This is a genomic window from Helcococcus ovis (genome assembly GCF_004524775.2).
In the GTDB taxonomy this organism is placed as follows: domain Bacteria; phylum Bacillota; class Clostridia; order Tissierellales; family Peptoniphilaceae; genus Helcococcus; species Helcococcus ovis.
Genome location: NZ_CP119081.1, coordinates 106915 through 125948, shown reverse-complemented (window position 1 = coordinate 125948; position 19034 = coordinate 106915). Strand labels below are relative to the sequence as shown.

Below are 19034 nucleotides of genomic sequence, written 5' to 3'. Positions count from 1 at the left end.
TTTAAAAAGCACGTAAATAAAAATTACTCAATGTTGCAAAATAAATAATAGATTGTAATTTGTAAAAATTTAATTCATATAGACAGTATTATCTCAAGTTTTAAATCTTAAATTTTGTGGGGATTTTTTTAATGAATAAATCTTGATGATTTTAATCAATTTTACATCTCATTTTTGCATTTTTTGATTTTTGAGAGGTATTTTAATTAAGTTGTAAATTTTAAACTACTACCCATATCAAGGACATTATGTCATTTTTGAGATGATTTTGATAATGTTGTTAAAAATAATCCAATATTAATATTTTTTTTATTTAGTAATACAATTAAATATTCACTAAAAAACTAATTAATTTGAGTATTAATTTTATTATTAGAAGAACTATTAAAAAATAAATAAAAAATTTATTTTTGCAACAACCTCTATTTATCATAAATTATTATTTTAAATTAAAATTTCTTTCATAAAAAATTCCATCTTTAATCCCTTGTATTTCTATATTATCTTCAGCATCTAATAATCTTTTTTCAGCCCAAGAAACATATAACTCATTTTGCTCTATTCCTATAAATTTGCGATTTAATTTTTTACATACAACCGAAGTAGTACCTGATCCCATAAATGGATCTAATATTAAATCCCCCTCATTTGAACTAGCTAAGACCAATTTAGCAATTAGTTTTTCCGGTTTTTGAGTTGGATGTGCTGTATTTTCCGGCATTGACCAAAATGGAATAGTTATATCATCCCAAAAATTTGATGGATGAGTGTCCCTGTATTTTACATTTTTATCATCCTTCCAATCTTTTGGTTTCCCTTCTTCTTTATAAGGAGCTATAACCTTTTTTCTTTTCTTTACAGCATCAATATTAAATGTATATTCTTCAGAATTCGTTGCAAACCAAATATCCTCCAAAGAATTTTTCCAATTTGACTTTGCTCCCCTTCCTTTTTCTCTTTCCCAAGTTATCCTACTTTTAATATTAAAATATTTTAATAAAATTGATCCTATAATCATTGAAGATTTCCAATCACAACATACATATATGCTACCTTTATCTTTTAATTTAGGTTTTATTTTAGATATCCATTTTTCTGTATAATCAGCATACTCTTTTGTGTTTTTTTCGTTAAAAATATTACCGTGGTAATTTTTTCTTAGATTATATGGAGGGTCTACAATTAAAAGGTCTATTGAATTATTTTCTATATGATCTAAAACGTTAAATGTATCTCCTATAATATTTTTATTTATTAAATCAGTGAATTTAAGTGAATTATCAAAATAAACAGCATTTTTAAGATACTTCTCCCCTACATTCAAATCAAAATCTATTGTCTTATTCTTTAATGATTTTTTTTTCATAATATTTTCCCTCTATCTATCAATTATGTTTAGTATATTTATAAAATATTTTTATGTCAAGAATATATTAAAAAAGATAACTTTTTTGTAACAATTAAAATACTGATTTAATCACATTAAACATAAAAATTATAATTTTATTCTGAATTATTTTATTATTTTTGATATAATTTAATTATAGTAAAATTTTAGGAGGAAAAATGAAAAAAATCATTTCTTTATTGCTTGTTATGGTAATGGTGCTATCAGCATGTCAACCATCAACAACAAAAAAAGCAAAAGATAAGGGAACTAACAGTAAGACTATTGAAAAATTGACAGTACAATTTGTACCTTCAAGAGATCCTAAAGACATTATAAGTCAAACAAAGCCACTTGAAGGATTATTACAAAAACACTTAAAAAAACAAGGTTATAATGTAAAAAAAGTTGAAATTTCTGTTGGTACATCATATGAAGCAACTGGTGAAGCATTATCTGCAGGTTCTATTGATGTTGGTCTAATTCCTGGTGGAACATATGTATTATATGATGATGGTGCTGAAGTTCTATTAACAGCTACAAGAAAAGGTTACAATAACGATTCTGAAAAAGCTAAAGATTGGAATGCAAATAAACCTACAAAACTTGTAAACGAGGAAGTAACATATTATAGATCGATGATTTTAGCAGGTCCTTCTGAAAAAGGAAAAGAATTAGCTAAAAAAGTTAATGCAGGCGAAAAACTAACATGGGAAGATTTAAACTCTGCAAAATGGGGCGTTAGAGGTGTTTCATCTTCTGCAGGTTACATTTATCCATATTTATGGTTAAAAGATAATTATGGAAAAGGAATTACTGATTTAAGCACTGTTGTTGAACAAGATTCATACAATACAGCTTTAGCTCAATTAGCAACCGGTCAACTTGATGTCATCGTTGCATTTACAGATGCAAGAATTGATAACGCTAATAAATGGGTAAAACAATACAATGGTCCAAAAGATATTTGGGAAGATACAAATATTATAGGTGTTTCAGATAAAATTTATAACGATACAGTTTCTGTATCAAAAAATGCTCAATCAGGTAATATGACTCCTGAATTCAAAGAAGCATTAGCAAATGCATTTATTAACTTAGCTAAAACTGAAGAAGGTAAGAAAGTTATAAGCATCTATAACCACTTCGGATACAAAAAAGCAAAATCTGAAGATTACAATAAAGAAAGAGATGCTCAAAAATTAATGAAAAAATTGACTAAACACTAAAATTATGTTTTATAAGGGCTAAGTTCGCTTAGCCCATTTTTTATGAGAGGAAAAAATGATTAAATTTGAAAATGTTAGTAAAATATATCCAAATGGATTCAAGGCATTAAAAAATATAAATCTTACTATTGAAGCGGGAGAGATGATTGCGATAATAGGACGTTCAGGTGCCGGTAAATCCACTTTAATAAGAACTATTAATAAAATGATTCCTATTGAAGAAGGTAGACTTACAGTAAATGATCAAAATGTTTCAGAATTGAAAGGTAAAGATTTAAGAACATTTAGAAGAAACATAGGTATGATATTTCAACAATTTAACTTAGTTGACAGAACAACAGTTATCAATAATGTTTTAGCCGGATTTGTTCCTGATTTAGATCCTATTAGATCCATGTTTGGATTTTTCCCAAAATCAATGAAAATTCAAGCTTTAGATGCATTAAGACAAGTGGATATTTTAGATAAAGCATATGTAAGAGCTGATCATCTTTCAGGTGGACAACAACAAAGAGTTGCTTTAGCTAGGACTCTAGCTCAAAAACCTGAGATAATATTAGCTGATGAGCCGGTTGCCAGCCTAGATCCTGTAACAGCTAAACAGGTTATGGACTATCTTCTAAAAATCAATCAAAGAAATAACATAGCAATTTTAATTAATATTCATCATGTTGATTTAGCATTAGAATATGCTTCAAGAGTAATCGGTATAAAAGATGGAGAAATTGTTTATGATGGACCGGCTAAAAACGTTAATGATGATGTTTTAAAAACTATTTATGGTGAAAAAGCTGATGAAATAGAAATGTCTGGAGCTTTATAATGAACTTATACGATAAAATTTTAAAACCCAAAATTTATACCTTGCCAAATGGTACAATTGTAAAAGAAAAAAGAAGCAGAGCTATAATTATAGCTCCATTAATTTTAATTCTGTTAATACTATCTGCTCATTTTACACAATTTTCATTTGAAAGAATTATAAAACAATTTCATCAAATGAGTTTAATACTTAAAGATTTATTTAATCCGGATTTTAGATATTTACCAAAAGTAGTAGATCCCCTAATTGAAACAATTAAAATGTCTCTTTTAGGTTCATTTTTAGGAGCTGTAACTTCAATACCTTTTGCATATATTGCTTCATCAAATATGATGAATAATAAATTTGCAAATTGGATTATGAGAACAATTTTTTCCATAATGAGAACAATCCCTACTATTGTAAATGCTCTAATTGCAACATTTATATTTGGAATAGGATCAAAAGCGGGGACGGTAGCTATATTTATTTATTCATTTTCATATGTAGGAAAAATAATTTACGAACAAATAGAAAATGTAGATATGGGAGCTTTTGAGGCATTAATATCTATGGGCTATAGAAGATATATGGCATTTATAAAAGCTGTATTACCTCAAGTATTACCTACATTTTTCGCAACCGCATTATATAACTTTGAAGGCAATGTAAGATATGCTGCAATTTTAGGATATGTTGGTGCCGGAGGTGTAGGTATATTAATTAAACACAATATCGGTCTTAGAGAATATAGCAACCTGGGAGCTATACTTCTTCTTGTTTTAATAACAATAGTAATAATAGAAGGTATAAGCTTATTTTTACGTAAAAAATTTGTGTGAGGTAGATTATGAATGAAGAAATATTAAAAAAATTAGAACAAGAACCAAACACGAGAATTAAAACAATTATTAATATTTTAATAATTACAGGACTTTTAGTTTGGTCATTTTTAGGATTACAATCTGCCGGTGCAACAAAAGAAAGCATGGGAATTGTAGGCAACATATTTAAGGGAATATTAACTCCTGATTTAAACTTAATAAACTTAACAAAACAAGGAATTCCTTATTTACTTGTTGAGACAATGGCTATAGCTTTTTTAGGTACAGTTTTAGGGGCAATTTTAGCAATACCATTCTCATTTTTAACTTCAGTAAATATTGTACCAAAATATGTTGCTTACGCTATAAGATTATTCTTAATATTAATAAGAACAATCCCTGCACTAGTTTATGGTCTCTTATTTATAAGAATGGTTGGGCCTGGACCTTTCGCTGGAGTATTGACTATGGCTGTAACATCTATAGGTATGATAAGTAAATTATTTGCTGAATCAATAATGGATATAAACGAAAATATATTAGAATCTCTATCAGCAATGGGATTAACAACATTCCAAAAAATAAGATATGGAATATTTCCTCAACTTTATGCAATGTTTATGTCAACAATCATTTACAGATTTGATATAAACCTTAGAGATGCAACCGTTTTAGGCCTTGTAGGGGCAGGTGGTATCGGTGCACCATTAATATTTGCAATAAACGCATATAAATGGAATCAAGCAGGGTCAATTCTAATTTGCCTTGTTGCTTTAGTTTTAATAATTGAATTCTTCTCAGTAAGAATTAGAGCTAGATTAATTAAAGGATTTTAAAATTAAAGAAGTTGTTTCAAATGATATTTTGAACCGACACCCTCTAAGTTGAATTTTAATTCCAACTTTTTGGCGTCCTCTTAATTTTTCATTTTGAAACAACTTTTTTATTTTTTTATTTTCAATTTTTATGATTATACTTAAACTACTACCTATAAGCTGGACACATAAAATTACATTTTGACAGTATATATTAAATGGCGATACCAAAATTTATACAATCAAATGTAATAAATTTTATAAGAAATTATTGGTAATTCCTTTTTATAACATTTTTTATTTAAAAATATTTTTTAAATGTTATGTGATTTTACAATTTTAATTAATTTTTCAGCAATTTCCACGTCAATATCTATATATGTATTTCCAAAATTACCAAAAATTGTATAATCTATATTATTTTTAGTAGTAATATCTTCATAATTCTTTTTGCATGAGCTATGAATGTATCTTGCATTGGTAGTTTTAATCAATTCAATTGCATTATCCGGATTAATTCCAGAACCTAAAATTATCTCAATTTTATCATCATATTTTTGGATAAGCTCTTTAATTAAGCTCATATTGTCCAATGCACTCGGAGTCTGTCCACTTGTTAATACCCTATCTACATTTAATTCTATCAAATTTTCAATTGATCGGAATGGATTATTTGTATTATCAAAAGCTCTATGAAAGATTGCTATTTTCCCTGCATCATGAATTTTTTCAACAAATGCTTTTGTTTTTTCCTTATCTATTTCAAAGTCAAATGTTAAAAATCCAAATACTATTCCATCTATTTTTTCATTTAATAAAATATCCAATTCTTCTAGCATTGCTCTAAACTGATTATCAGTGTAACAAAATCCTGCAGCTCTATTTCTAATCATACAATTTTTCTTTATATTAATATTTTCAGCAATCTTTCTAACTACACCAGCACTTGGAGTTAATCCGCCAAGACACAAAGCAGAATTTATTTCAACACTATCGTATCCAAGTTTTTCTGCAAATTTTGCCGCTTCATAGTTTTCAACGCATAGTTCGACTTTAACTTGATTCATATTTTTATCCTATTTACATTTTCTTACTTCCATTATACAACAATACTTACATCTTCAACCTGTTACAAAATTTTCAAAATATTTAACTTGTAAATCATTAGAGAATTTATTGAAATTTTAAATAAATATGAAACTTGATAAAATTTGTTATTATACTATTAGATAAAATAAGATTCCCATGTAGCCACCTCCGCAACTCCTTTAGGTGAACTGCCCATAGAGTTGTATTTTTACATTACAACTTTTTGGGGGCAATTCACGGAGTGAGGACTAGTGGCGTTAATGGGAATTTTATTTTACTTTATCATCAATCCATCTTCTCCTGCAAGGATACTTATCTCTTGCTTATCTGTTATTTCTCCGGAGATTAACTTTTTACCGATTTCTGTTTCAATATTTTTTTGTAAAAATCTCTTAATCGGTCTTGCTCCATAAATTGGTGAATATGCATTTTCTATAATATATTCTTTCGCAGAATCATGCATCTTAATAGTAATTTTTCTATGTGAAAGTCTATTTGTGATTTTTGTCAATTCCAAATCTATAATCTTTGAAATTTCTTCTTTTGATAAAGGCTTAAACATAACTATTTCATCAACTCTATTTAAAAATTCCGGTCTAAAATTATGTCTTAGTTCGTTTGTTACTTTATCTTTTGCTTCCTGTTTAATTTCTCCATTTTTATCAATTCCTTCAAGTAAGTATTGTGAACCGATATTTGAAGTCATTATTATAATTGTATTTTTGAAATTTACTGTACGTCCTTGATTATCTGTAAGTCTACCGTCATCAAGTACTTGAAGTAAAATATTAAATACATCCGGATGAGCTTTTTCAATTTCATCAAATAATACAACAGCATAAGGTTTTCTTCTTACAGCTTCTGTAAGTTGTCCCCCTTCTTCATATCCAACATATCCTGGAGCAGCACCTATTAATCTTGATACAGAATATTTTTCCATATATTCTGACATATCTATTCTTACAATATTTCTTTCATCATCAAACATTAATTGAGTAAGAGCTTTCGCAAGTTCTGTTTTACCTACCCCCGTTGGTCCTAAAAATATAAAGGAACCTATAGGCTTGTTTTCATCTTTAAGCCCTGATCTGGCACGGATGATTGATTCTGAAACTGATGTAACTGCTTCATCTTGTCCTATTACTCTTAAGTGAAGTTCATCATCTAAATGAAGTAATTTATCTCTTTCGGATTCTACAAGTTTTGTAACCGGTACTCCAGTCCATTTTGATACTACCTCTGCGATTTCTTCATCAGTTACTTCTTCTTTTAACTCTGATTCATTTTTAGATTTTTCTTGAGCTTCTTCTAATTGTTTTTGTAATTCCGGTAATTTTCCATATTTTAATCTTGATAATTTATCAAAATCATAATTTCTTTCCGCTTCATCAATTTCAATTTTAATCTTATCAATTTCGGTTTTCACAGTATTAACTTTTTCCAATACTTTTTTAGAATCTTGCCATTTAGCAAATTTTTCATTATATACAGAGTCTTTTTCTGCCAATTCTTTTTCTAATAATTCTAATCTTTCCTTTGATAACTCATCTGTTTCTCTCTTTAGAGCGGTTATCTCAATTTGTAATTGTAAAATGTCTCTTCTCAAATCATCAATATCTTGAGGCATAGAATCTATTTCAGTCTTTACCATAGCTGCAGCTTCATCCATTAAATCAATTGCCTTATCTGGTAAAAATCTATCTGTAATATATCTATCTGATAAAACTGCTGCTGAAATTACCGCCGAGTCAGAAATTCTTAATCCATGGTGAATCTCATATTTTTCTTTGATACCTCTTAAAATTGAAATAGTATCCTCAACTGAAGGTTGGTCAACCAAAACTTTCTGGAATCTTCTTTCTAAAGCACCGTCTTTCTCAATATATTGTCTATATTCATTTAATGTTGTAGCTCCTATTACTTTTATCAATCCCCTTGATAATGCCGGTTTCATTATGTTCCCGGCATCCATTGCACCATCAGTTTTACCTGCACCAACTATCATATGAATTTCATCTATAAATAAAATGATTTCTCCATCTGAGTTTTCAACATCATTTATAACTTCTTTCAATCTTTCTTCAAATTCTCCTCTATATTTAGCTCCGGCAATTAAAGCAGCTAAATCAAGAGTTAAAAGTTTTACATTTTTTAAATTTTCAGGCACATCATTATTTGTAATTCTTTGAGCGATTCCTTCTACAACCGCAGTTTTACCCACGCCGGGTTCACCTATTAATACCGGATTATTTTTAGTTCTTCTAGATAATATTCTTATTGCAGATCTTATCTCTTCATCACGTCCGATTATCGGGTCAATTTTACCTTCTCTGGCACTTTGAGTTAAATCAATTGTATATTTTGAAAGGCTACTTTTTTCCGCTTGTCCCGCTGAATTTTGTTTATCTTTTTTGAATTCTACTAATTTAGTCTTAAATACTTTATAAGTAATACCATATTTATTTAATAAATCTACTACCTCATTATTTTTTTCTTTTAACAATGCTAAAAATATATGCTCTACTCCTATATAACTATCTTGTATTTCATCCGCTTCATCTTCAGCTTTTAATAATACCCTTTGATACACAGTATTAGCACTTAAATTTCCACCTGATTGTTGTGGCATTTTATCTACTAAATCTTTTAATTCATTTCGTATCTTATCGCTTTTTTCCGTAATTAAATTTACTAATCTATAGATTAAGCTATCCGAATCAAGAAACATTGATAAAACTAAATGTTTTTCATTAACTTCCGGATTTGAATTTTTAATTGCTATATTTTGTGATTTTTCAATGTATTCTAATGTCTTTTTTGAAAATTTGTTCATATCCATATTATCCCTCCATTAATTGTCTATATATTTCTTCCTTTTCTTTATCTAAATTTATTGGATTTACTATTTTTATTCTCAAATATAAATCTCCTATATTTGATTTCATGTCCTTAAATCCTTTTTTTGCTATTTTTATTTTTTTGTCAGTTTGAATATTTTTTGGAATATTAACTTTAATTTTACCTTCCAATGTTTCAATTGTCTTCTTTGTGCCAAAGTACGCTTCCCAAGGGTAAACTTCAACATCTTTTATAATATCTATACCTTCTAATTCATCTTTCGATTCAATATTTATTTTTACATAAATATCTCCATCTATTCCAAATCTGTCTCCTTTAACTTTAATTTTTTTACCACCGGTTATACCTGCCGGCCATTTTATCTCTATTTTTCTATTTTTTCCTTGTAATGATACATAAACTTCTCTATTTCCACCTTTATATGCATCTTCAAGGCTAATGAACTGTTCTAAATCATATCGGTTCCTTTGTTTCCTACTACTTCCTCCAAAACCACCAAATATATCAGATGATGAAAATCCTCCTCTGAAATTTTTCGCTCCTGAAAAACCTCCATTTCCAAATAACGTTTCAAAAAAATCTGAGAATCCACCTGTTCCGCTTGTATATGTGTATCCATATTGTGATGGATCAAAATTCATTCCATCATGATATGCTGATCCAAATTGATCATATTTTTGTTTTTTACTTTCATCTGAAAGCACATCATATGCTTCATTTACTTCTTTTAATTTTTCTGCAGCTTCTTCACTCCCTCCATTTAAATCTGGATGGTACTTTTTTGCTAATTTTCTATATGCTTTTTTTATCTCTTGAGGTGTAGCACTTTTTGACACTCCCAAAATTTCATAGTAATCTCTGTACTTCATATTTTCTCCTTCATCTCTTTAACTTTTCTTTTATTATAAATCTTAGAATTGTTTGACTATCTTTGACTTTAATTATATTATACCCAAATCTACTAATAATTACAATAAAAAATAATAAACAATAGCAAATTAAAGTAAAATTCTATATAATTATATTTATAAATAAATAAGGAGTTATCATGTTTATACATCAAAAATTAAAAAATTGGTATGAAGGATTGTCAAAAAATATAAAAATAGCATTTATTTCTACTATAATAATTGGACTAATATGTCATATATATATGATGACAAATAAATGGGTAAATTTAGATGATATAGTTCAATTAGTAGATAATATGGACAGAACAACATCCGGTCGATGGTTTTTACAATTTCCGGCAGCAATAAGCAGCGAATTTAGTATACCCTGGTTAAATGGATTTTTAACTATTGTATATACTGCTGTTATGTCATGTCTTGTAATATCAATGTTTGAAATTAAATCCAAAATTAATACAATATTGATTTCAGGCATATTAGTAACATTTCCTACTCTTGGCTCATTAATGCCTTTTATGAATAGTCAAGATGCTTATCAATTTGGTGCAATGCTTGCGGGATTAGCAGCGTTTTTTATTATAAAATATAAAAATGGATTTATATTTTCAAGTATTTTATTGACATTATCACTTGGAATTTACCAAACTTACCTTGGATATGCAGGAGGTCTTATAGTTTTATATGTAATCGTAGAATTATTTAAAGAAAATAATAATTTCAAAAAAATGATAATTTTGCTTTGTAAAACAGCTATTAGTTTTACCGTTGCATTGGCTATATATTTAATTATTTCAAGAGGAATCTTTGGACATTTACTTGTGGACTACAAAGGGCTTGATACAATGGGCTCACTCCCACTTAATAAAATTCATACAATTATATTTAGTGCCTACAAAGGTATGTTCAATTTCTTTATAGGTAAAGAATTTAATTATCATTTTATATTTATGCCATATTTATTTATATTTGCATTTATACTAACAATTTATTTATTAATTTATATTGTAAAAAAATCAAAAATGTGCAAAGAAAAACTTTTTTTACTAGTATTTTTAATTTTAGTATTTCCTATTGCAATAAATATAATTTACATCATGTCTTGGCAAGCAGGCGTAATGTTAAGAATGCTCTACGGATACACAGTCGTATTTATATTTCCTTTGGTATTAATTGATTATGTATTAAAGATTGGTGACAAATTTGAAATTTCTAATAAAATACCAAAATTACTTTATTATACTATTGCAATATTGACATTAACATCATTCTTATCAGTTTATAACAATATATATGTGACAAATAAAGCTTATTTTAAGGTAGGACTTACAAACGAAAATTCAAATGCTTATGGAAATAGGATAATTTCAAGAATAGAATCTGTTGAGGGTTATACAGAAAAAACTCAAATAGTGTTTTGGGGTAATCCGGACTCAAGAACATGGTTCACAGAAAAAATTGATACTAAAGATATTGAACCATTTATAATCGCAAATCACTTAACTAGACTTTATTCATTTATTTATTATCCTGTAAGATTTTTAGGTTTCCAAAATCCAATAAAGGATTATGATGAAATAAATGAAGAAAATAAACATCTTAAAGATATGATAAATGCTTTACCCAATTATCCTGACAAAAATTCTATTCAAATGATTAATGGTACAATTTATATTAAATTTAAAAACCTAGATTAGGAGGTCGCATGAAAAAAATTTCTTTAATAATTCCTTGTTTTAATGAAGAAAAAAATATTTTTCCCTTTTATGAATTATGCAAAAATACTCTTAATCCTTCTTTTAAATATGAATTTATATATATAAATGACGGAAGCAGAGATAAAACTTTTGAGAAAATAAAATCATTAATTGATTATTCTAACGATGAAATTATAGCTATAAATTTTTCTAGAAATTTTGGAAAAGAATCAGCTATTTTAGCCGGATTAAAAAATTCAACTGGTGATTATATTTCTCTAATTGACGCTGATTTACAACAACATCCCAAATACGTTAATGAAATGATAGAATTATTGGAAAATAATGAAGATTTGGATTTAGTTGCAGCTTATCAAAAAAAGAGAAAAGAAAGTAAAGTCCTAACAGGATTTAAAAGTTTATTTTATTCATTAATTAATAAAATAAGTGACACAAAATTTGAAAAAAATGCTTCAGATTTTAGAACATTTAGAAAAAATGTAGCCAAGTCAATTATGGAATTAGATGAATATCATAGATTTTCAAAAGGTCTATTTTCATGGGTTGGATTTAACACTCATTTTATTCCATATGACGTTGAGAAAAGAAAATTCGGAGAGACTACATGGTCTTTTAGAAGTTTAATAAAATATGCAATTGAAGGATTTGTAGGATATAGTACAGCACCTCTAAAATTTGCCACTTTCTTAGGAATGATAACGTCTTTTATCTCTCTAATTTATATGTTTTGGACAATTATTCAAAAATTATTTATAGGTATAAAAGTAGAAGGTTATGCAACAATAGTTAGTTTAATATTACTATTATCAGGAATACAACTTATATGTATAGGGATACTTGGAGAATATCTTGCTAAAACATATATGGAGGTGAAAAAAAGACCTCATTATATTATTAAAAATATTGTAAAAAAATAAAAATAAAAAATACCCACAAATTTGAAATTATCAAAAATGCGATAAAAATTAGCACTAAAAAAGAGTAGATTTGTAAATATTAAGTAAATTAGTCTGGAAAGTGTGCTTTAACAAAATAATTATCTTTGATTTAATACTATAAAAGCAGTTGCAAATAACTATAAACATTATCTGTAACTGCTCTTTTTATATATTTTATTGCAAAAGCATCTTATTTTTTCTTGAAAATAAACAACTTAGATCCTATATAATTTGAAATCAAAACAATTAAATTAGAAACTATTTTCATTATCAAACTATTAAATTTAAATACATCTACACCTAAATACATAACTACAGTATCAAAAACTCCTGTAAGTAATCTTACTGAAATAAAAGATACTAGCTCTTTGATAGTTATTTTTATTTCCCAAGATTTACTATTAAACACCCATATTTTATTAGTTACAAATGCAAATATAACTGATAAAAACCAAGCTATTATATTGCTTATTACATTTGATACATTTAATATATTATAAAATAAATAATAAGAAACAATATTTATAAAAGTAGTAATTCCTCCAAAAAAAATATAAAGAATAATTTCTTTATACTTTTGATATATTTTAATTAAAATTTCTTTGCTAATCCTCATCAGGTATGTACTCCATGATATCTCCCGGTTGACATTTTAATGCTTCACAAATAGCATTTAATGTTTCAAATCTTATAGCTTTAGCTTTATTATTCTTTAGAATTGAAATATTTGAAATTGTAATACCTACTTTTTCTGAAAGCTCTGTTACGGACATTTTTCTTTTTGCCAACATTACATCAATATTTATCATTATCATATTGTTAAGTCCATTTCCAGCTGTAAATCCGCACTTTTTTCTACTAACAAAGCCAAAGGATTAACTAAAATATGCCCTGCTAATAGGAAAAATATAAATAGTATCCAAATAATTAAAAATTGAAAATTATGCATCTCAGCTAATGTCATTACAATATTTACAATTACTGAAAATAACAATGTAAATAATATTTTTTTATCAATAATTCTTATAATTTTAGCATTTTCATGAGTAAATACATTACCTTTTTGTAAGTTATCCAACATTTTAAGCACGTCTTTTATGCCTATAATAACCATAAATGAAACAAAATATATAATTGCCAACCATATAATTATCATACTTTGATTACTCTTATCTCTTAAAATACTGTTATAACCAAAATAAGTTGATATACCAACTCCCGAAAATAATACTAAAATTATAAACAAATATGCCAAATACTTAATATTAAGCAAACTTTTTTTCATCTTATAATCTATAAATGTTTTACCTTGTATATCCATAACAACTCTCCTTTACTGAATTATATCAAAGCACTTATTGATTTACAATATATTTTTATTGTCTTGTATACTCCTTAAACTTTATATAAATACTTCCATTATACTCTGTAATAGATCCTTTTTTAGGGTAGATTGGCATATTATAAATTATATCTTTTAATTTTTCATCTTCTATTTTCACTAAGTCTTTATTCCAAATTTCTTTTACAGGATTTGTAAATCCAGCATATCTTTCAGGATATAAATACCAGAAATAGTGCATAGTTATTTTTTCATCTAAAAGTGTTGATTTCAATACATCCTTAGTAGTATATTTACTTGTAAATTCATTAGTAATATTTGGATTTCCTATAAAGTAAACCGGCTTATTTTTTCCATAAAAAGGCTGTTCTTCAATTCTTGATAACACTCTCGTTGTATATGATGCAAGATTCTTGCCGTCAACGTCCAAAGTCATATATACCTTATTGCTTACTATCATAAAATTTCCAATTGTCAGTATAAATGCTAATGCCGAAGCAAATAATGTAATTTTAATTAAGTTTAATTTTTCTTTTACCTTTAATTTAGAATAACTTTCAAATATCATTACAAATAATATATATATGGATATATATCCTTGTAACATCCTTAAGCCTATTGCTGAATTTGGTGCTAAAATAAATATACTATTTACTGAAATTGGAAGCACTAAAATTAAAAAAAATATTAATAATTTATTCCTAATTTCCAATTTCTTAATCAAATTAAATAATAAAAACAACATTCCTAAAAATATCACTACATTTACAATTGTATAAAAACCAAATTGATCATAACTATCTTTAAAGAAAAATTTAAAAAATTCATAGAAAGTACTTAATATCGAAATCGGTAAATCTTTAATATTTAATGCTCCCATCTTATCTATCCCTTGATAATCCGAAAGTTTAATATTAAAAATATATTTTACGCTTATTAAATATAACGATAATGACGCTATATACGATGCAAATGATATAAATAACTTTTTTAGGACTAAATTGTAATCTACATTTTTATTTATCAATTCAAATATATAATAAATTATGACTATTGAAGCTGCTAAACCTAAATATGTTTGATAAGTCGCTAATGATAATACTGTTAATATTATTGTTCCAATAAATCCATATTCGTATTTAATCATTAAATATGCCCCTATAATTATAAATAACTCTCCTAGAGCGTAAGCATCAGCACTATTCATATATGGAAAAAGAGCTGCATTTGTTGGAAAACAAATCATAATCGCAGACAAAAAAATTAAATGTAAATCTTTTTTTATCTTAAATAAATGTGATATCAACGCACTTGATATTGATGTATATAATATTATAAGTCCTCCATTAACCCAAGGCATACTAAAATTAGAACTAATCGAGGCTGCATAACGTAAAAACCATCTTCCAGACGTACTAAAATCCATATTATGAACTAATTGATCTATATCATCATGATTTATTAACTTATTTGTTAAAGCATAAAAATGACATAATATTCCAAATATTATGGTATATACAAATGCTTTTTTTACATTTTTAGGAATTTTTTTATTTAACTCTTCAAAAAAATTACTTGGCATAAATTTCTCCTTATTTACATTAATTCTATTTTACTACAAAAATATTACAGGTAAAACATTTTTGAAAAATTCATGCATTTTTTATACAAATAAATATTACAGGTAAAAAATAATAAAATTATAAATTTTAATTGATTTTTTTACCTGTAATATTTTAAACTAATTATAATACATGAAAATATAAAAATTTTTTACCTGTAACTATAATTTTTTGTTAAAATACATGAATTTAACAAAATAAAATTTAGAGTAAATTTTAATATCTTTCAATGCCATCTTTACTTACTCTTGCAAGTATTAATGGTTTTAATTCCGGTTTATTGTCACTTAAAGTATATCCTTCTAAAACTAATGTTTCAGCATCTTTTACAGATGATTCATCATTTGTATAAAGAATTGCTAATGTATCCCCTTGCTTTACTTCATCTCCTGTTTTTTTAGCAAGTTTAATTCCTGAAGCAAAGTCTATTACATCTTCCTTAGTTTTTCTGCCAGCACCTAAAATTACAGATGCTATACCTATTTTTTCTGTATCCATTTCATAAACATATCCTGAAGTTTTACATTTTACTTCATAAGAAATTTTTGCCTTTTCAAATTTATCTAAATTTTCGACATATGAAGCATCTCCACCTTGAGCCTTTACAAAATCTACAAATTTGCTGAATGCTGTTCCATCATGGATAACTTTTCTAACTTTTTCCCTACAATTTTCTAGAGTATCTAATTCCGCCATATATAATAAATTTGAGGCAAGCTCGATACACACATTTGTTAAATCTTCCGGGCCATGACCTTGTAAAGTTCGTGCAGCTTCAATAACTTCTAATGAATTTCCAATATTATAGCCTAAAGGAATATCCATTTCTGTAATTAAACCAATAGTTCTCTTTCCTGCATTTTCACCTATTGAAACCATTTTGCTTGCAAGCTCTATTGCAGAGTCTAATGTTTTCATAAATGCACCTGAACCTGTTTTAACATCTAATACTATAGCATCATTTCCAGCTGCTAATTTCTTAGACATTATTGATGCAGCAATAAGCGGTATACTATCAACTGTTGATGTAACGTCTCTTAATGCATAAAGTTTTTTATCTGCCGGAGCCAAATTACCGGTTTGCCCAATTACAGAAACTCCTATTTCATTAACTATATCAATAAATTTTTGTGTTTCTAAGGATGTATTCATACCCGGTATAGATTCCATTTTATCTACAGTACCACCTGTATGTCCTAATCCTCTACCGGACATTTTAGCCATTTTTGCTCCAAATGATGCAACTATAGGAGCAATAACTAATGTTGTCTTATCACCTACACCACCTGTTGAATGTTTATCTACTTTGATTCCCTTAATTGAAGAAAGATCTACAACATCCCCACTATCTCTAACTCCAAGAGTAAATTCTAACATCTCATTATCTGTCATTCCATTGAAATATATTGCCATCAGCATTGCTGATACCTGATAATCAGGAATTTCTCCCTTTACGAATCCATCTAAGAAAAACTTAATTTCTTCTTTAGTTAATTCTTGACCATGTTTTTTCTTTTCAATCAGATCTATCATTCTCATAAATTTATCCTTCCAAATTCTTAGCTCCAAATCCTAATGGCAGTAGTTGTTCTAAAGTATATTCTTGATAATTATCTTCATCAATTGCAATAATTATCTTAAAAGTTTTAGGATCACAATAATCCATCATTACTTGTCTACATACTCCACATGGAGGAGTTAAGTTAGTTACTTTTCCATTTTTTCCACCAACTATAACTATACTCTCAAATTCTAACACGCCTTCTGAAACTGCCTTAAAAAAGGCTGTTCTTTCAGCACATATCGTCGGTGTATATGAGGCAGATTCAATATTTACACCCGTATACTTTTTTCCATTTTTAGCAGTTAAAACTGATGAAACCTTAAAATTTGAATAAATAGCTCTGGAAAACTTTAAATTGTCCAGAGCAAGTCTAATATCTTCTTTTATCATTAATAACCTTGTGCCTCTTCATTTCTAGCTAATTTTACCAATCTACTTGTTCCAAGTCTATCAGCACCTAATTCTATGAATTTTTGTGCATCATCTAATGATGAAATTCCACCTGCTGCTTTAATCTTAACATGAGGTGCAACATGTTTTTTGAATAATGCAATATCCTCAAATGTAGCTCCACCCGTTGAAAATCCTGTTGATGTTTTAATAAAATCAGCTCCAGACTCAGAAACTATTTCACACATTTTAATTTTTTCTTCTTCTGTCAATAAAGCTGTTTCTATAATAACTTTTAAGATATAATCTTCACAAACTGATTTAATTTCTTTTATTTCATTTAATACAAATTCATAATTTTTATTTTTTAATTCAGCAATATTTATTACCATATCAATTTCTGTTGCACCATTTTCAATAGCATCTTTTGTTTCAAAAACTTTTGTTGCTGTTGTTGAATATCCATTTGGAAAGCCTATGACTGTACATAACACCATCTTTCCTTCTGAATATTCCTTAGCTTTTTTTATATATGATGCCGGAATACATACAGAAGCTGTTTTATATTCTATAGCTTCATCTATTAATTTTTTAATATCTTCCCATGTTGCTGCTTGTCCTAATTGTGTGTGATCTGCTTTACTTAAAATATTTTTAATATCCATTATCTAACTCCTTTTATATATGGCACACCATCAGCTTTTGGAGCTTCAGATTTACCTACAAATACTAATATTACCAATGTCATTACAAATGGTATCATTGCTACAAATTCTGATGGTATAAATGTTGAGCCACCTAAATATACTGAAATTGCTTGAGCAAGTCCAAATATCAAAGCTGCACCATAAGCTCCATGTGGTGTCCATTTACCAAAAATTACAGCTGCCAGTGCTATAAATCCTTGTCCAGCTATAGATGTTGTATTGAAATTTGAAAGTAACGATAAGGTCACCGTTCCTCCACCTAATCCTGAAAAGAATCCAGACATCATAACCGCTAAATATCTTACTCTATATACATTTATTCCTAATGTATCTGCCGCTGCCGGATGCTCTCCTACTGACAACAATCTTAATCCCCATTTTGTTCTATATAGGAATATCCACAGTAAGATTACTATTGCAAATGCAACAATTGAAGTTGCTTCTATCCCAAAAACCTTTGGCAATTTATGCATCATAGTTGGAGTATTTGCAGAATCAAATAATACTTTAGAAATAAAAAATGCCATTCCCGTACCTATCATATTAATAGCTATACCTGAAACTGTTTGATCTGCTCTAAATGAAACTGATGCTACTGCGTGAATTAATCCAAACACAGCTCCTGCAAATCCCGCTGCTATAAATCCAATCCATGGACTTGCTGTATAATATGAAACAGCCGCACCTGTAAACCCTCCTATTGCCATCATTCCTTCTATACCAATATTTACTACTCCTGATTTCTCAGATATTACTCCGCCCATTGCTCCAAAAACTAGTGGAGTTGAGTACATCAATGTTATTATAAATATTGTAAATATACTATTCATTTTTTCTCCT

The 19034-nt window shown here is 27.6% G+C and carries 18 protein-coding genes; 6 read left to right on the top strand and 12 right to left on the bottom strand.

All coding sequences use genetic code 11. From position 1 onward, the window contains the following. Positions 1 to 439 precede the first annotated feature (439 nt). A complete protein-coding gene (locus EQF90_RS00595) occupies positions 440 to 1366 on the bottom strand; it encodes a DNA-methyltransferase (protein WP_134711251.1) in 927 nt (308 codons plus the stop codon). 200 nt (positions 1367 to 1566) lie between these two features. Between EQF90_RS00595 and EQF90_RS00590 the strand changes: the two genes are divergently transcribed. Genes EQF90_RS00590 through phnE (EQF90_RS00575) form a run of 4 tightly spaced genes read left to right on the top strand, consistent with a single transcriptional unit; the run spans position 1567 to position 5078 of the window. Continuing rightward, entirely contained in the window at positions 1567 to 2616 is a 1050-nt protein-coding gene (locus EQF90_RS00590) for a phosphate/phosphite/phosphonate ABC transporter substrate-binding protein (RefSeq protein ID WP_134711253.1), read from the top strand. Positions 2617 to 2671: 55 nt separating this feature from the next. Next, the gene (gene phnC, locus EQF90_RS00585; protein ID WP_134711255.1) at positions 2672 to 3439 is read left to right on the top strand and encodes a phosphonate ABC transporter ATP-binding protein; all 768 of its coding nucleotides are present in this window, start codon (positions 2672 to 2674) and stop codon (positions 3437 to 3439) included. Next, positions 3439 to 4260: a phosphonate ABC transporter, permease protein PhnE gene (gene phnE, locus EQF90_RS00580; protein WP_134711257.1), complete on the top strand. Its 822-nt coding sequence runs from the start codon at positions 3439 to 3441 to the stop codon at positions 4258 to 4260. Before phnC ends, phnE (EQF90_RS00580) begins: the two co-directional genes overlap by 1 nt. An 8-nt stretch (positions 4261 to 4268) precedes the next feature. After that, positions 4269 to 5078 carry a phosphonate ABC transporter, permease protein PhnE gene (gene phnE / locus EQF90_RS00575; RefSeq protein ID WP_134711259.1) on the top strand — a complete coding sequence of 270 codons (810 nt, stop codon included), beginning with the start codon at positions 4269 to 4271 and terminating at the stop codon, positions 5076 to 5078. A 293-nt stretch (positions 5079 to 5371) separates the two neighbouring features. On the opposite strand, the gene EQF90_RS00570 is transcribed toward phnE (EQF90_RS00575), so the two are convergent. From EQF90_RS00570 to EQF90_RS00560, 3 genes are all read right to left on the bottom strand, one after another. Next, on the bottom strand, positions 5372 to 6124 hold the full coding sequence (locus EQF90_RS00570; protein WP_134711260.1) for a copper homeostasis protein CutC: 753 nt from the start codon (positions 6122 to 6124) through the stop codon (positions 5372 to 5374). A 296-nt stretch (positions 6125 to 6420) separates the two neighbouring features. Beyond that, positions 6421 to 8985: an ATP-dependent chaperone ClpB gene (gene clpB, locus EQF90_RS00565; protein WP_134711261.1), complete on the bottom strand. Its 2565-nt coding sequence runs from the start codon at positions 8983 to 8985 to the stop codon at positions 6421 to 6423. 1 nt (position 8986) lies between these two features. Then, the gene (locus tag EQF90_RS00560) at positions 8987 to 9874 is read right to left on the bottom strand and encodes a J domain-containing protein (protein ID WP_134711262.1); all 888 of its coding nucleotides are present in this window, start codon (positions 9872 to 9874) and stop codon (positions 8987 to 8989) included. Between the two features lie 179 nt (positions 9875 to 10053). Between EQF90_RS00560 and EQF90_RS00555 the strand changes: the two genes are divergently transcribed. Both EQF90_RS00555 and EQF90_RS00550 read left to right on the top strand, forming a co-directional pair. After that, positions 10054 to 11610 (top strand): glucosyltransferase domain-containing protein, encoded by a 1557-nt coding sequence (locus EQF90_RS00555; RefSeq protein WP_134711263.1) that lies wholly within the window; start codon positions 10054 to 10056, stop codon positions 11608 to 11610. An 8-nt stretch (positions 11611 to 11618) separates the two neighbouring features. After that, complete coding sequence (locus tag EQF90_RS00550; RefSeq protein ID WP_134711264.1) at positions 11619 to 12548, top strand: glycosyltransferase family 2 protein; 930 nt, start codon at positions 11619 to 11621, stop codon at positions 12546 to 12548. Between the two features lie 211 nt (positions 12549 to 12759). Here the strand turns inward: EQF90_RS00550 and EQF90_RS00545 are convergent, their stop codons facing one another. The 8 genes from EQF90_RS00545 to EQF90_RS00510 all read right to left on the bottom strand — a co-directional run bounded on the left by EQF90_RS00545 (position 12760) and on the right by EQF90_RS00510 (position 19024). Then, positions 12760 to 13185: a GtrA family protein gene (locus tag EQF90_RS00545; protein WP_134711265.1), complete on the bottom strand. Its 426-nt coding sequence runs from the start codon at positions 13183 to 13185 to the stop codon at positions 12760 to 12762. Further along, a complete protein-coding gene (locus EQF90_RS00540; protein WP_134711266.1) occupies positions 13175 to 13384 on the bottom strand; it encodes a helix-turn-helix domain-containing protein in 210 nt (69 codons plus the stop codon). The genes EQF90_RS00545 and EQF90_RS00540 overlap by 11 nt, the downstream gene beginning before the upstream one ends. After that, complete coding sequence (locus EQF90_RS00535; RefSeq protein ID WP_134711267.1) at positions 13381 to 13890, bottom strand: DUF2975 domain-containing protein; 510 nt, start codon at positions 13888 to 13890, stop codon at positions 13381 to 13383. Before EQF90_RS00535 ends, EQF90_RS00540 begins: the two co-directional genes overlap by 4 nt. 55 nt (positions 13891 to 13945) lie before the next feature. Beyond that, positions 13946 to 15493 (bottom strand): glucosyltransferase domain-containing protein, encoded by a 1548-nt coding sequence (locus EQF90_RS00530; RefSeq protein ID WP_134711268.1) that lies wholly within the window; start codon positions 15491 to 15493, stop codon positions 13946 to 13948. A gap of 256 nt (positions 15494 to 15749) precedes the next feature. Further along, entirely contained in the window at positions 15750 to 17072 is a 1323-nt protein-coding gene (locus EQF90_RS00525; protein WP_134711269.1) for a pyrimidine-nucleoside phosphorylase, read from the bottom strand. Positions 17073 to 17076: 4 nt separating this feature from the next. Further along, complete coding sequence (locus tag EQF90_RS00520) at positions 17077 to 17487, bottom strand: cytidine deaminase (RefSeq protein ID WP_134711270.1); 411 nt, start codon at positions 17485 to 17487, stop codon at positions 17077 to 17079. Next, positions 17487 to 18152 carry a deoxyribose-phosphate aldolase gene (deoC, locus tag EQF90_RS00515; RefSeq protein WP_134711271.1) on the bottom strand — a complete coding sequence of 222 codons (666 nt, stop codon included), beginning with the start codon at positions 18150 to 18152 and terminating at the stop codon, positions 17487 to 17489. The genes EQF90_RS00520 and deoC overlap by 1 nt, the downstream gene beginning before the upstream one ends. After that, positions 18152 to 19024, bottom strand: coding sequence for an ABC transporter permease (locus tag EQF90_RS00510; protein ID WP_134711272.1), 873 nt, complete (start codon positions 19022 to 19024; stop codon positions 18152 to 18154). Before EQF90_RS00510 ends, deoC begins: the two co-directional genes overlap by 1 nt. Positions 19025 to 19034 lie beyond the last annotated feature (10 nt).